This window comes from Flavobacterium sp. (assembly GCF_040402955.1).
In the GTDB taxonomy this organism is placed as follows: domain Bacteria; phylum Bacteroidota; class Bacteroidia; order Flavobacteriales; family Flavobacteriaceae; genus Flavobacterium.
The window spans coordinates 1-13,598 of the sequence record NZ_JBBALQ010000003.1; the positions used below are offsets into that span (position 1 = coordinate 1).

Sequence of the window (13,598 nt, forward strand, 5' to 3'; positions counted from 1 at the left end):
AAATGGTGGTCAATTTAAACTGGAAAGTGGTGGTCAATTTGACCGGATTTTCCAGTATGGATTAATAAAATTGTTTTTCGGTTTATTTTATTAAATTCTTTTGTTATATTGCAGTAAGTTATAAATGTAGCCACAAAATGGCCACACAAAGATAATAAAAAATCCCAAAACATTGAAAATCAATAGTTTTGGGATGTAAGTAGTGACCTTGTCTGGATTCAAACCAGAAACCTCTTGAGCCGTAATCAAGTGCGCTATTCAGTTGCGCCACAAGGCCTATTTTTGTGAGTGCAAATATAAAACTATATTCGATATTTTAAAATATTATTTTTGTTTTTTTTCTAAAGCGTGAATCGTAACAAAATAGCGCCAAGCTATAATTGCCTTTTGTAATTTTGTAGCTTTCGCTAAATCAATACGTTGCTTGGAATAACTTGGCAAAATCGCTTTATTAATTTTGGCTAAAATTTTAAACATTATTCTTTATTTTTGAGCAAAACTAGTAAAAAAATATGCCAATTCAATTGTCAATCAAAATCATAATTCAAATCTAACACCTTTATTCTTTCAAAATCATAAAAATTTACTGTTTTCTTTCAAAATAAATCTTAATTTTGTGCAACTATGCAAAAAATCATAAACATATTAAATAAACGTGCCCGATTTGACTATGAAATTATAGACAAATACGACGCTGGTATTGTACTTACAGGAACAGAAATTAAATCGATACGATTAGGAAAAGCATCAATTGCGGAAAGTTTTTGCGAGTTTAACGAACAAACCGAATTGTTTTTAATTAACGCCACAATTGAAGAATATGCTTTTGGGACACATTACAACCACAAAGCCAAAAGCGAGCGCAAACTATTATTAAATAAAAAAGAGCTTCGTAAACTAGATAAAGATTCGGATAATAAAGGGTTAACAATCGTGCCTTTAAAATTATATACGAATGAAAAAGGATTTGCAAAAGTTGAAATTGCGTTGTGCCGTGGTAAGAAAAATTACGACAAGCGTGAAACGATGAAAGAAAATGATACCAAACGAGATATTGCTAGAATTAAGAAAGAGTTTAGATAATGTGGCAATGTGTCAATTAGACAATTAGATAATTAAAAACCAGAATTTTCAAATGAAAATTCTGGTTTTTTACTTTTAACTTTGCAACTATGTGACTTTGTTACTTTTTACTTTTCCCTTTATCCTTTTGCAAATCCGTTTTTAGCTTTTCTAAATCGGTTTTGGTTTTTTCCAATTCTTGTTTTAGTTTTTCTAAATCTGATTTGGTGGTATCATCTTTTGATTGAACGTTTTTTTCAACTTTCATTTTACCAATTTGGTTTCCATTTCCAAAATTTTCCGAGAAAATCATTGTGTTGCCTTTTCCATCAGAATATTTTTTGGTTGTGGTTCCGTTTTCATCGGTTTTTTCTTCTTCTAATTGCATATCTGGATTGTCACCTAACATTTCACCATCTTTAAAAGTAAATGATTTAAAATTCCCTCCTAAAGAATCCATTTGAAATCCACCTTGTAATTCTTTAAATTTATCTAAATCAATGGTATTTCCATCTACTAAACCTCTAAAAACGTTATTGTCTAAATTCATAAACATATCGTTATTAAACATCCCGTTAAAACCTTTCATATCGAAACCATTTGCAAACATATCATTTTGTGAAACGCCAGATTCAATATTAATTAGGCCTTTTCCTGTGCCATCAAATTGCTTTTTAATTGATATTGGTTTAATCGGCGTTTCCCCGCTTACATTATAATTTCCAGAATTTCCATCTTGGTCTTTATAAGCAATTTTAATAGCTGTAATTTGCTTTTTATCGTTACGCTTTACACCAGAAAACGAAACTTCAAAATCGAATTTCTTAGCATCTGTTTCATCTTGTTTCAATTGCGCATCAGTCATAGCGTTATCAATTCGAAATTCGAAACTCTTGTTTTTGGATTGTGACATTTGATTGAAACGATTGTTTTGAGCAAAAGTTGTGATTGGCAAAATAGTGATTGCAGTAGCCAATACGATTCTTTGAAATACCATTTTAACATTCATAATTTTAGATTTTAATTTTTAAAAAGTCAAAAATAGGATTTTTATAAAAACGAAATTTTAAAATTTTGTTAATTAACGAGTTTTAACATTTTTTTCTTTTTCTACCAAACGAAAAACATAAATACCTATTAAAGAACCAATAATACCAAGCGTTCCCATAAATAACCAATTGGCTTGATACCCATAATTATCAATAATTAACATACCAACTTTAGCACTTATAATATGTGCTAAACTATAACTCATTGTAAAAATGGCCATATAACGACCTTGTTGGTGTTTTGGTGCTCTGCTAATTGCAAACGCATTCGAGAACGGAAAATTAAACATTTCTGAAAACGTCATAAAGAGCATCATAATTAATAAAATACCAGCCCAAGTATTTACTAACATTAAAAATAAGCTGATACTCATTAAAAAACAACCTAATATAATGACTTTTAATTTGTCTTTTTTATGCTTCTCAATATAATTTACAATTGGCATTTCAAGTAAGAAAACCAAAACACCATTTAAAGTTAGTAACAAACCTGTTTGTAATTCGGTTAATCCAAATTGTTCTCTATGATAAATAGGAATGGTAGTAAATAATTGGAAAAACATAATTCCTACAATTAAAGATGTGGTTAAAAACAACCAATAAATTTTATCTTTAAAAACCGACTTTACTATGACATCGCCAGGTTGGGTTTTATCTAAATAGGTTGATTTTTTCTTTTCTTTAACTTTAATCCAGAAAATTAAAATGGCAATAATACAGGTTAATCCGTCCACCCAAAACAAGCCCTTGTAACCAATACTCATTATAATTAATCCGCCTAACGCAGGTCCGGCAGCAAATCCTAAATTAATTGCCAATCTAACTAAAGTTAAAGCTCTTGTTCTGTTTTCTGGTTTTGCATAAGCACCCAGCGATACAAACATAGCGGGACGGAACATATCTGAAACAGACATAATTAAGAACATACTAATACATAAACCGTAAAAAGAGGTAACAAATTGCAACCCGAAAAACATCAATCCGCTTACTAGTAAACTGAAAATCATTATTTTATAAAAACCAATTGCATCTGATAATTTTCCTCCTAACCAAGAACCTAGTAAAGAACCTAAGCCAAAAAACACCATAATGGTTCCTACTTGAGAATAAGAAAAATGTAAATCTTCGTGTAAATATTTAGATAAAAATGGCAAAACCATAGTTCCTGCCCTATTAATAAATGTAACAAGAGTAAGAATCCAAATTTCTCGAGAAAAACCTTGAAAGTTTGAAATATATTGGCGAAACGCTTTTTGAATCATAATAAAAAATCAGATACAAATTTAGATAAATAACTTGTTAAAATATGTTATTTTTGTGAAAACAATTTAATGAAATTTGTAAATTTACATACTCATTTTTATACTAATTCCGATTCGATATTGGAAATAGTAAATCAATATCCAAATGAATTTATAGATGCTATTCCGCACTATTCTATCGGGATTCATCCTTGGTATATTGTTGATGAACATGTAACTGAAGATTTAAATACTATTAAAACTAAACTTCAATCAAACGAATGTATTGCTCTAGGTGAATGTGGTATAGATAAAAGAATCGAAAAGAAAATTGAAGTACAAATTGATGTTTTCGAATCGCAATTATCCCTTTTGAATGAAATTTCGAAACCTGTAATTTTACATTGTGTTGCGGCATTTGATGAAATCATTTCTTGTAAAAAAAATAGTAATTTTCAATCGCCATTTATCATTCATGGATTTTCAAAAAATATTCCATTGGCAAAACAACTTTTAAATCAGGATTTTTATTTGTCATTTGGAAAATATTTACTTCAAAATCCAGAAATGGAATCGGTTTTTAAATATGTACCAAACGATAAAATTTTCTTAGAAACCGATACAATATCGGAAAGTTTGGAAGAAGTTTATACTTTTGCAGCAAAATATAAAAATATTTCTGTGGAAGAAATGAAAGGAATAGTTTGGAACAATTACCAATCTGTTTTTACAAAAAAGCAATAAATTATGGCAAAATGGCAAGAAAGAGCCGCTTTATTATTTAAAGAAGAAGGCTTAAATAAATTAAAAAATTCAAACGTATTAGTTGTTGGCTTAGGAGGTGTGGGTTCATTTGCAGCCGAATTTTTAGTTCGTGCTGGAGTGGGGAAATTGACAATTGTGGATGGCGATACTGTTGATATCACTAATATTAACAGACAATTACCTGCTTTGCACAGCACCATTGGCCAACCTAAAGTTACGGTTGTTGCGAATAGATTAATGGATATCAATCCAGAATTAGAGTTAACTTGCTTGGAAGAATTTTTATCACCGGAAAGAGCTTTAGAGATTGTAACACCAGAATTCGATTATGTTATAGATTGTATTGATAGCATCACCCCAAAATTGAATTTAATTATTGCTGCCAAACGCAAACGGGTCAAAATTATTTCATCAATGGGCGCTGGAGGAAAAATGGATGTTTCAAAAGTTAAAGTTACAGATATCACAAAAACAGTAAATTGTTTTTTAGCAAAAACCATTAGAAAACGCTTGAAGGAAGTAAAAATAGATAAATTAAAAGTGGTTTTTTCATCTGAAATTCAGGATGAAAGTAGCTTGAAGATGACAGACGGCTCAAATTATAAAAGATCGTTTTACGGCACAAATAGTTGGATGCCCGGACTTTTTGGATTATATGCTGCTGAAACCGTTGTGAAAAATTTGATTATGGAATAAAATAATTAAACCTGACAGGTTTTTGAAACCTGTCAGGTTTATTAGAATCTGAAACAAGTTCAGATTGACAAATATTGGTTTTTATTTTGTTAAATACGCTTGAACGTTATTAAAAATGCGTTCCTCAATATTTGAAATATCTTCTTTTACGAATTTTTCTCCTAAAATATTTTCAAATAATTCAATATATCTATCTGAAACAGTTGCTATATATTCTGTAGTCATTTCCGGAATTTGTTGACCGTCTTTACCTTGAAAACCATTTTCAATTAACCAACGACGTACAAATTCTTTAGACAATTGCTTTTGTTCTTCATTATTGTTTTGTCTTTCTTGATATCCTTCCGCATAAAAATAACGAGAAGAATCTGGTGTATGAATTTCGTCAATTAAAACAATTTTTCCTTCTTTTGTTTTTCCAAATTCGTATTTTGTATCTACTAAAATTAAACCTTTTGAAGCGGCAATTTCAGTCCCTCTTTGGTATAAATCTCTTGTATATTTTTCTAACACTAAGTAATCTTCTTCAGCTACAATTCCGTTAGCTAAAATAGCTTCACGCGAAATATCTTCATCGTGTGAACCGTTATCTGCTTTCGTTGTTGGCGTAATAATTGGTGTTGGAAATTTATCATTTTCTTTCAAACCTTCTGGCATCGTAACACCACAAATCGTTCTTTTTCCTAAAGCATATTCTCGAGCAGCGTGTCCAGATAAATAGCCACGAATTACCATTTCAACTTTAAAGGGTTCGCATAAATGCCCTACAGCAACATTTGGATCTGGAGTAGCAATTAACCAATTTGGTACAATATCTTCTGTTAATTGCATAAATTTTGTAGCAATTTGATTTAATATTTGTCCTTTGTAAGGAATGCCTTCAGGCAAAACGACATCAAAAGCAGAAAGCCTATCGGTAGCAATCATCACCAATAAATCGTCATTGATGTTGTAAACTTCTCTAACTTTTCCTCTGTAAACTGATTTTTGACCTGTAAAATTAAAATTTGTAGTGGTTATTGTGTTCATTTTATTGTGTGGTTGTTTTTATTTTGCAAAAGTAGTTTTAAAATCATTTTTTAACAAAAAAAGAGGCGTTTATTTTAACGCCTCTTTTGAAATTAATCCGTATTCTCTATACTTTTATAAGCATTAATTACTGCTTTTACCAATCGGTGTCGAACAATATCCTTATCATCAAGATATAAAATTCCAATTCCATCCACATCTTTTAGAACCAAAATAGCTTCTTTTAATCCAGAAATGGTTCTTCTTGGTAAATCTACTTGTCCTGGATCTCCAGTTATGATAAATTTTGCGTTTTTCCCCATCCTTGTTAAGAACATTTTCATTTGAGAATGTGTGGTGTTTTGCGCTTCATCTAATATCACAAAGGCATTATCTAAAGTTCTTCCACGCATAAATGCCAATGGTGCAATTTGTATAATTCCTTTTAATATATAATCTTCAAGAGTTTGTGGAGGCAACATATCGCGTAAAGCATCATACAAAGGTTGCATATATGGGTCTAATTTTTCTTTCATATCACCAGGAAGAAATCCTAAATTTTCCCCTGCTTCCACAGCTGGACGTGTTAAAATGATACGTTTAACTTGTTTTTCTTTAAGTGCTTTAACAGCAAGTGCCACTCCCGTATAAGTTTTTCCAGTTCCGGCTGGACCTACTGCAAAAACCATATCGTTTTTAGCTACAAAATCAACTAATTTTTGCTGATTGGGTGTTATGGCTTTAATTAACTTCCCTCCTAACCCGTGAACTAAAATTTGATCACCTTTAGGCATTTCTCCTGTTTGTTGAGCATCACCTTCAATAACACGCATAATTACATTGTCGTCAATGGTATTAAAACGTGTAAAATGTGTCATTAAACGACGAAAGCGTTTTTCGAATTCTTCTAAAACTTCAGCTTCTCCAAAAGCCTTTAAAATGGTACCTCTCGCAACAATTTTTAATTTCGGATAATACTTTTTTATTGTTTCTAGATGAGTGTCGTGTGCGCCCCAAAAATCTTTAGGTGCAATGTTTTCCAATTCAATAATTTTTTCGTTCAAAGGCTTTAATTTTAAATTGTTTTAAATCTGTAAAAAAAAGAGTAATTTTGTAACATTCAAATATAATAAAAACAACCTTTCCATTTCAAATAAGTTATAAACAATAAAATGTCAATAATTACGCTTACTACAGATTTTGGTTTAAAAGACCATTTTGCGGGAATTTTTAAGGGTAAGATATATTCATTATTTCCTGAGACTACTATTATTGATATTTCTCATTCTATAGATAAATTTAATATTTTAGAAGCCATTTATTTACTTTCTACTTCCTATTCACATTTTCCAAAAGGGACAGTACATATTGTTGCTGTTGACGCCACAAGAAATGCAGATACTATTCATATAGCTATGTTGTATGATGGACATTATTTTATTGGTGCCGATAATGGCATTTTTGGCGGTTTAGCAAATAAAAAAAATCCAGATAAAATAGTGCAGATTACTATTCACGATAGATTACTAGACGGTTCTAGCGATTTAGATGTTTTTGCTACAGTAGCAACTCATCTAGCAAAAAGTGGCGAAATGACTGTAATTGGCACACCACTGACTGATATTAAGAAAATGAATATGCTGGTACCGATTTTGGATCAAAATTTAAATTCTATTCGCGGACATATCATTTACATTGACGATTTTGGAAATTGTATAACTAATATTTCGAAAAAATATATTGAAGAAGTAGCCAGAGGAAGACAATATAGCGTTCGTTTTTCTGTTTACACTATTAAAAGAGTAAAAAGCGATTATGCCGATTTTAAAAACAACAAATCAGCAGATTTAAATGCGATGGCAGGAAATGAAATTGCACTTTTTAATCAAGATGGATTTTTAGAAATTGCGGTTTACAAAAGCAACCCTAATCGTTCAGGTTCGGCATACACTTTATTAGGTTTGAAGATGCAAGATACCGTAATTGTAGAATTTGAATCTTAGGTGTTAGGTTTAGGGTTTAGGGTTTAGGGTTTAGGGTTTAGGGTTTTGGAATTTGGAATTTGGAATTTGGAATTTGGGTTTTGGGTTTTGGGTTTTGAAATTTAAATATTAGAATTAAAATAAAAATATATGTTGGTACGAATTGTAAAACTTACCTTTCAAGAAGATAAAATAGCCGCTTTTTTAAACAATTTTAACGAAGTTAAACATCAAATAAAAAGTTTTGAAGGCAATGAATTTTTAGAATTGTATCAAGACAAACAAGATATTCGCATTTTCTTTACTTACAGTTATTGGAAAGACGAAGAAGCTTTAGAAAAATACAGAAAATCAGCTTTATTTAATGAGGTTTGGAGTTACACTAAAACACTTTTTGCCGACAAACCAGAAGCGTGGAGTGTGGATAAATTAGATACTTTATTATAAAGTTTCAAGTTTATAAATTACTTTTGTTAATATAAAACAAGCATAATATATGAAAGCAGTATTGCTACGTGAAATAAAATCTTTTTTTGGTTCGCCAATTGGTTACTTAGTGATAGCCATTTTTCTGTTATTAAACGGATTATTTCTTTGGGTTTTTGAAGGAGATTTTAATATTTTAAATTCTGGATATGCGGATATGAGTCCGTTTTTTAAACTAGCGCCTTGGATACTAATTTTCCTGATTCCAGCAGTAACTATGAAAAGTTTCTCTGATGAAAAAAAGCAAGGCACATTAGAAATACTTTTTACCAAACCTTTAAGTTTATGGGAAATTGTTAATGGTAAATTTCTTGGGGCGTTTATTTTAATTTTAATTGCCCTAGCACCTACACTTTTTTATGTGTTTATAGTTTCAAGTTTTACAGCAGCTCAAAGTACTTTCGATTATGGAAGTGCCATTGGTTCGTATTTCGGATTGTTATTCTTAATTGGTGCTTACACTTCTATTGGTATTTTCACTTCTACCCTTTCAGACAATCAAATAGTAGCTTTTATTATTGCCGTTTTTTTATGCTTTTTCTTTTATTTTGGCTTTGACGGATTAGCTAATTTATTTGGTAATTTCAGTGGAATTATTAAAACGTTAGGAATGGATTTTCACTTTAAAAGTTTGAGTCGTGGTGTGATAGATACTCGTGATATCATTTATTTTATTAGTATCATCATTTTATTTTTAGCAGGAACTGTTTCTCAACTTAAATCGCTTAAATGGTAATGAAAGACGTTCAAAAAAATAGTTTAAAGAAATTAGGGTTTTTAGCGATTGGTTTATTTATTTTAAACTTTGCGAGTTATTATATTTACAAACGTTTCGATGTCACGCAAGACAAAAGATATACACTTTCTGAAACCACTAAAAAAATTATTGATGGTGTAGATTCACCTTTACTTATTGATGTGTTTTTAGAAGGCAATTTTCCTGCCGATTTTAAGAAACTTCAAACGGAAACGCGACAATTATTAGAAGAATTTTCAGCCTATAATTCAAATATTACGTTTCAATTTGTAAATCCTATTGAAAAAGAAGAAGAACGTGTAGAAATAATGAAAAAATTCTTCGATAAAGGTTTAACACCAATTAATGTTACCGTTGAAGAAAAAGGAAAACAAACACAAGAAGTAGTTTTCCCTTGGGCAGTTGCCAATTATGGTGATAAAGGTGCAAAAGTGCAATTGTTAAAAAATTTAATGGGCGCTTCAACGGAGAAAAAAGTAGAAAGTTCCGTTCAACATTTAGAATATGCATTTGCAGAAGCCATTCATAAAATATCAAAAGAAAAACAACGTAAAATTGCAGTTATTAAAGGAAATGGCGAGTTAGAAGACATTCAAATTGCCGATTTTTTAAAAACCATTCGTGATAATTATTATATCGGACCTATAACTTTAGATTCGGTGGCCTCACAACCTAAAGAAACATTAAAAGCTTTAAATGTATACGACTTGGCTATTGTTGCGAAACCAAGAGAAAAATTTACTGAAGCCGAAAAACAAGTGTTAGATCAATTCATAATGAAAGGTGGAAAAACACTTTGGTTAGTAGATGGTACAACAGCTGAAATGGAAAATTTGTACAATGAAACTGGTACAACTTTAGCCGGAATAAACGATTTAAACTTAACCGATATGTTCTTTAAATACGGATTTAGGATTAGTCCGCAATTAATTAAAGACGAATATGGTACTCCTATAAAATTAGCTTCTGGTAATGAAGGAAGTGAAACTCAAATGGAAACCTACAATTGGAAAATGGCACCATTTATTTATCCTGCTTCAAAAAAACACCCGATTGTAAAAAATACGGATGGCGTAAAATTCGACTTTTGTTCGCCAATTGAACTTTTAAAATCATCGCATTCAATAACCATTTTATTGGAAAGTTCTCCTTATTCTAAAACCATTGGAATACCAACTGTGGTGTCTTTGGATATGATTTCAGAAGAAACAACACCTAAAGATTATCCAAATGGTGGACTAATTCCAGTAGCCGTTTTATTAGACGGCTCATTCACATCAATGTATAACAATCGTGTGTTGCCTTTTAAAGATGGTAAATTTCTATCAAAAAGTGCTCCAACAAAAATGATAGTAATTTCTGATGGTGATGTGATTAAAAATCAAATTGACAAAGGCGCACCTATTGAATTAGGATATGATAAATACACCAGTCAATATTTCGGAAACAAAGAGTTTTTATTAAATAGCGTAAATTATTTATTAGACGATAACGGACTTATTAACATTAGAAGTAAAGATGTCACCCTTCCTTTATTAGATAAACAGAGCGTACAAGACAACTACAGTCAAACACAAATGCTAACAGTAGCGTTACCTATTGTTTTATTGGCAATATTCGGATTTATATTTACGTATCTAAGAAAGAAAAAATATAATTACTAGTTGTTAATAAGTATATTTTTAGATTTAATTGTAACCCATTATATTTGTAAAAGCAAAAAAAAATAAAAAATGATGAATTTTATAGTATCCAGTTCGTATTTATTAAAACAATTACAAGTTTTAGGAAGTGTTATTAATAGTAACAACACCTTACCTATTCTTGATAATTTTTTATTTGAGTTAGATAATAATCAATTACACGTTTCAGCTTCCGATTTAGAAACTACTATGTCGGCAAGTTTAGAAATTGAATCAAATAGTAAAGGAAGTGTTGCCATACCAGCAAAATTATTATTAGATATTTTAAAAACATTTCCAGAGCAACCTTTAACGTTTACAGTTGAAGAAAACAATACCGTTGAAATTAGTTCAAATTCTGGTAAATATGCGATTGCTTATGCTGCTGGGGAAGAATTTCCAAAAGCAGTAGCTTTAGAAGATCCTTCGACTACAATAATTCCTTCAGAAGTATTGGCTACAGCAATTGGGAAAACCATTTTTGCAACAGGAAACGACGATTTACGTCCAGTAATGAGTGGTGTATTTTTCCAATTTTCTACAGAAGGATTAATTTTCGTAGCTACAGATGCACATAAATTAGTAAAATATGCTCGTGCAGATGTAAAGGCATCTCAAAGTGCGGAATTTATTATGCCTAAAAAACCTTTAAATATTTTAAAAGGAATTTTAGCTACTTCAGATGCAGAAGTAAAAGTAGAATATAACGATTCAAACGCAACCTATTCATTTGAAAACTACATATTAACGTGTCGTTTAATTGATGGAAAATATCCAAATTACGAAGCGGTAATTCCAAAAGAAAATCCAAATAAATTAATATTAAGTCGTGTTACTTTTTTAAATTCAGTGCGTCGTGTAGCCATTTTTGCTAACAAAACTACGCACCAAATTCGTTTAAAAATTGCAGGAACAGAATTAAATATTTCAGCAGAAGATATCGATTATTCAAACAAAGCAGACGAACGTTTAACGTGTGATTATCACGGAGACGATTTACAAATTGGTTTCAACTCTCGTTTTTTAACCGAAATGTTAAACAACCTAACAAGTGACGAAATTCAATTAGAAATGTCATTACCAAACCGAGCGGGAATTCTTACTCCAATTGACGGATTAGATGAAGGTGAAACCGTTACTATGTTAGTAATGCCAGTAATGCTTAATAACTAAAAAATTTACAACCAACCTAACTACTACTTAAAACCACAATTGCTTTTAGCCTTTGTGGTTTTTTTATTAGTGGCTAAGATATTCAAATCTTCCGGTGGCTGAGGCTATCGAAGCCACCGGAAATTTCAATGGTGGCTTCGAGTGCCACAGCCACCAGTAACAAATTAGCAAATCCAAAAAAAAACTATTCGTTAATTACTAATTACTAAGTACTAAAATTTTATCTTTGCCAAGAAACAAAATGTATCATATGATTCTACAAGAAACCATAGTTGCTTTAGCTACGCCATCAGGTGCGGGAGCAATTGCTATTATTCGATTATCTGGGAAAGATGCTATTAGTATTGCTGCCGAGGTATTTCAATCGGTTTCTGGTAAAAATATTGCGGTGCAAAAAACGCATACCATTCATTTAGGACATATTATGGATGGTGCAAAAACGTATGATCAAGTATTACTTTCCATTTTTAAAGGTCCAAATTCTTATACAGGCGAAAATGTAGTAGAAATTTCTTGTCACGGTTCTGTTTTTATTCAACAACAAATCATTCAGTTACTGCTTCGTAAAGGAGCAAAAATGGCACAAGCTGGAGAATTTACTCTACGTGCCTTTTTAAACGGAAAATTAGATTTATCGCAAGCAGAAGCAGTTGCCGATTTAATCGCTTCAGATAACGAAGCGAGTCACCAAATCGCGATGCAACAAATGCGTGGTGGATTTAGTAATGAAATTGCGAAACTTCGTGAAGAACTTTTAAACTTCGCCTCATTAATTGAATTGGAATTAGACTTTGCTGAGGAAGATGTAGCTTTTGCAGACCGAACCGCTTTTAACGAATTATTAGCACGTATAGAATTTGTTTTAAAACGTTTAATTGACAGTTTTGCAGTAGGAAACGTAATTAAAAATGGAATTCCGGTAGCCATTGTAGGCGAACCCAATGTAGGTAAATCAACCTTATTGAATGCTTTATTAAACGAAGAACGCGCCATAGTTTCAGATATCGCTGGAACCACCCGAGACACCATTGAAGATGAATTGGTAATTGACGGAATTGGTTTTCGATTTATTGATACCGCTGGAATCCGAGAAACGAAAGATGTGGTTGAAAGTATCGGAATTCAAAAAACATTTGAAAAAATTGAACAAGCGCAAGTTGTTTTATATTTAGTCGAAAGTCAAATGTCGAATGTCGAAAGTATAGCGCCGCATATTAATAAAATAAAACAAGAACATCCTGAAAAGCCGATTATTGTTATATTTAACAAAGTGGATTTACTTTCGGAAAATAAAATAAAAGAAATTTCGACTCTTGTTTCGACTTTCGACTTTCAACTTTCGACTATATTTATTTCCGCCAAACAAAAAATAGGTATTGATGAACTTAAAAACACCTTGCTTTCATTTGTAAATACTGGTGCTTTACGAAATAATGAAACCATTGTAACCAACTCACGTCATTACGATTCGTTATTAAAAGCGTTAGAAGAAATTCAGAAAGTAAAATGGGGCTTAGATGCTGGAATTTCATCTGATTTAATGGCAATTGACATCAGAAGTGCTTTATATTTCTTTGGTGAAATTACGGGCGAAGTAACTAACGATGAGTTACTTGGCAATATTTTTGCTAACTTTTGTATCGGCAAATAACGTAGCGCTTCCTTTATTATTAAATAAATAAATTAACAATTTACTT

Annotated in this window: 14 protein-coding genes and 1 tRNA gene; 9 read left to right on the forward strand and 6 right to left on the reverse strand. The window is 31.2% G+C overall.

Translation table 11 applies throughout. The features are described from left to right. Positions 1-203 precede the first annotated feature (203 nt). Positions 204-277, reverse strand: a tRNA-Arg gene (locus tag ABWP78_RS02265). Between the two features lie 47 nt (positions 278-324). After that, on the reverse strand, positions 325-477 hold the full coding sequence (locus tag ABWP78_RS02270; protein ID WP_353168563.1) for an SsrA-binding protein: 153 nt from the start codon (positions 475-477) through the stop codon (positions 325-327). A 147-nt stretch (positions 478-624) separates the two neighbouring features. Between ABWP78_RS02270 and smpB the strand changes: the two genes are divergently transcribed. Next, on the forward strand, positions 625-1,083 hold the full coding sequence (gene smpB, locus ABWP78_RS02275; protein ID WP_353168565.1) for an SsrA-binding protein SmpB: 459 nt from the start codon (positions 625-627) through the stop codon (positions 1,081-1,083). A gap of 100 nt (positions 1,084-1,183) precedes the next feature. On the opposite strand, the gene ABWP78_RS02280 is transcribed toward smpB, so the two are convergent. Then, entirely contained in the window at positions 1,184-2,071 is an 888-nt protein-coding gene (locus ABWP78_RS02280) for a hypothetical protein (RefSeq protein ID WP_353168567.1), read from the reverse strand. Between the two features lie 72 nt (positions 2,072-2,143). Further along, positions 2,144-3,373, reverse strand: a complete 1,230-nt coding sequence (locus tag ABWP78_RS02285) for an MDR family MFS transporter (RefSeq protein WP_353168569.1) — start codon at positions 3,371-3,373, stop codon at positions 2,144-2,146. Between the two features lie 42 nt (positions 3,374-3,415). On the opposite strand from ABWP78_RS02285, the gene ABWP78_RS02290 reads away from it, so the two are divergent. Next, complete coding sequence (locus ABWP78_RS02290) at positions 3,416-4,096, forward strand: TatD family hydrolase (RefSeq protein WP_353169015.1); 681 nt, start codon at positions 3,416-3,418, stop codon at positions 4,094-4,096. A gap of 3 nt (positions 4,097-4,099) precedes the next feature. Continuing rightward, positions 4,100-4,813, forward strand: a complete 714-nt coding sequence (locus ABWP78_RS02295; RefSeq protein ID WP_353168571.1) for a tRNA threonylcarbamoyladenosine dehydratase — start codon at positions 4,100-4,102, stop codon at positions 4,811-4,813. A gap of 81 nt (positions 4,814-4,894) precedes the next feature. Here the strand turns inward: ABWP78_RS02295 and ABWP78_RS02300 are convergent, their stop codons facing one another. Continuing rightward, positions 4,895-5,842 (reverse strand): phosphoribosylaminoimidazolesuccinocarboxamide synthase, encoded by a 948-nt coding sequence (locus ABWP78_RS02300; RefSeq protein WP_353168574.1) that lies wholly within the window; start codon positions 5,840-5,842, stop codon positions 4,895-4,897. A gap of 92 nt (positions 5,843-5,934) precedes the next feature. Continuing rightward, the gene (locus ABWP78_RS02305; RefSeq protein ID WP_353168576.1) at positions 5,935-6,885 is read right to left on the reverse strand and encodes a PhoH family protein; all 951 of its coding nucleotides are present in this window, start codon (positions 6,883-6,885) and stop codon (positions 5,935-5,937) included. A gap of 108 nt (positions 6,886-6,993) precedes the next feature. Between ABWP78_RS02305 and ABWP78_RS02310 the strand changes: the two genes are divergently transcribed. The 6 genes from ABWP78_RS02310 to mnmE all read left to right on the forward strand — a co-directional run bounded on the left by ABWP78_RS02310 (position 6,994) and on the right by mnmE (position 13,552). Further along, on the forward strand, positions 6,994-7,824 hold the full coding sequence (locus tag ABWP78_RS02310) for an SAM hydrolase/SAM-dependent halogenase family protein (RefSeq protein ID WP_353168579.1): 831 nt from the start codon (positions 6,994-6,996) through the stop codon (positions 7,822-7,824). Between the two features lie 129 nt (positions 7,825-7,953). Further along, on the forward strand, positions 7,954-8,250 hold the full coding sequence (locus ABWP78_RS02315; RefSeq protein WP_353168582.1) for a putative quinol monooxygenase: 297 nt from the start codon (positions 7,954-7,956) through the stop codon (positions 8,248-8,250). A gap of 49 nt (positions 8,251-8,299) precedes the next feature. After that, on the forward strand, positions 8,300-9,025 hold the full coding sequence (gene gldF, locus ABWP78_RS02320; protein WP_353168584.1) for a gliding motility-associated ABC transporter permease subunit GldF: 726 nt from the start codon (positions 8,300-8,302) through the stop codon (positions 9,023-9,025). Then, a complete protein-coding gene (gene gldG, locus ABWP78_RS02325; RefSeq protein ID WP_353168586.1) occupies positions 9,025-10,710 on the forward strand; it encodes a gliding motility-associated ABC transporter substrate-binding protein GldG in 1,686 nt (561 codons plus the stop codon). The genes gldF and gldG overlap by 1 nt, the downstream gene beginning before the upstream one ends. Positions 10,711-10,782: 72 nt before the next feature. Continuing rightward, positions 10,783-11,901 (forward strand): DNA polymerase III subunit beta, encoded by a 1,119-nt coding sequence (gene dnaN, locus ABWP78_RS02330; RefSeq protein WP_353169017.1) that lies wholly within the window; start codon positions 10,783-10,785, stop codon positions 11,899-11,901. A 250-nt stretch (positions 11,902-12,151) separates the two neighbouring features. Beyond that, positions 12,152-13,552: a tRNA uridine-5-carboxymethylaminomethyl(34) synthesis GTPase MnmE gene (gene mnmE, locus ABWP78_RS02335; RefSeq protein WP_353168589.1), complete on the forward strand. Its 1,401-nt coding sequence runs from the start codon at positions 12,152-12,154 to the stop codon at positions 13,550-13,552. Positions 13,553-13,598: the final 46 nt, after the last annotated feature.

Bases quoted from the DNA above. Each gene is read 5' to 3' on its own strand.
- ABWP78_RS02280 (WP_353168567.1), bottom strand. From the start codon at position 2,071: ATGAATGTTAAAATGGTATTTCAAAGAATCGTATTGGCTACTGCAATC.
- ABWP78_RS02270 (WP_353168563.1), bottom strand. From the start codon at position 477: ATGTTTAAAATTTTAGCCAAAATTAATAAAGCGATTTTGCCAAGTTAT.
- mnmE (WP_353168589.1), top strand. From the start codon at position 12,152: ATGATTCTACAAGAAACCATAGTTGCTTTAGCTACGCCATCAGGTGCG.
- smpB (WP_353168565.1), top strand. From the start codon at position 625: ATGCAAAAAATCATAAACATATTAAATAAACGTGCCCGATTTGACTAT.
- ABWP78_RS02295 (WP_353168571.1), top strand. From the start codon at position 4,100: ATGGCAAAATGGCAAGAAAGAGCCGCTTTATTATTTAAAGAAGAAGGC.
- gldG (WP_353168586.1), top strand. From the start codon at position 9,025: ATGAAAGACGTTCAAAAAAATAGTTTAAAGAAATTAGGGTTTTTAGCG.
- ABWP78_RS02315 (WP_353168582.1), top strand. From the start codon at position 7,954: ATGTTGGTACGAATTGTAAAACTTACCTTTCAAGAAGATAAAATAGCC.
- ABWP78_RS02300 (WP_353168574.1), bottom strand. From the start codon at position 5,842: ATGAACACAATAACCACTACAAATTTTAATTTTACAGGTCAAAAATCA.
- gldF (WP_353168584.1), top strand. From the start codon at position 8,300: ATGAAAGCAGTATTGCTACGTGAAATAAAATCTTTTTTTGGTTCGCCA.
- dnaN (WP_353169017.1), top strand. From the start codon at position 10,783: ATGAATTTTATAGTATCCAGTTCGTATTTATTAAAACAATTACAAGTT.
- ABWP78_RS02285 (WP_353168569.1), bottom strand. From the start codon at position 3,373: ATGATTCAAAAAGCGTTTCGCCAATATATTTCAAACTTTCAAGGTTTT.
- ABWP78_RS02310 (WP_353168579.1), top strand. From the start codon at position 6,994: ATGTCAATAATTACGCTTACTACAGATTTTGGTTTAAAAGACCATTTT.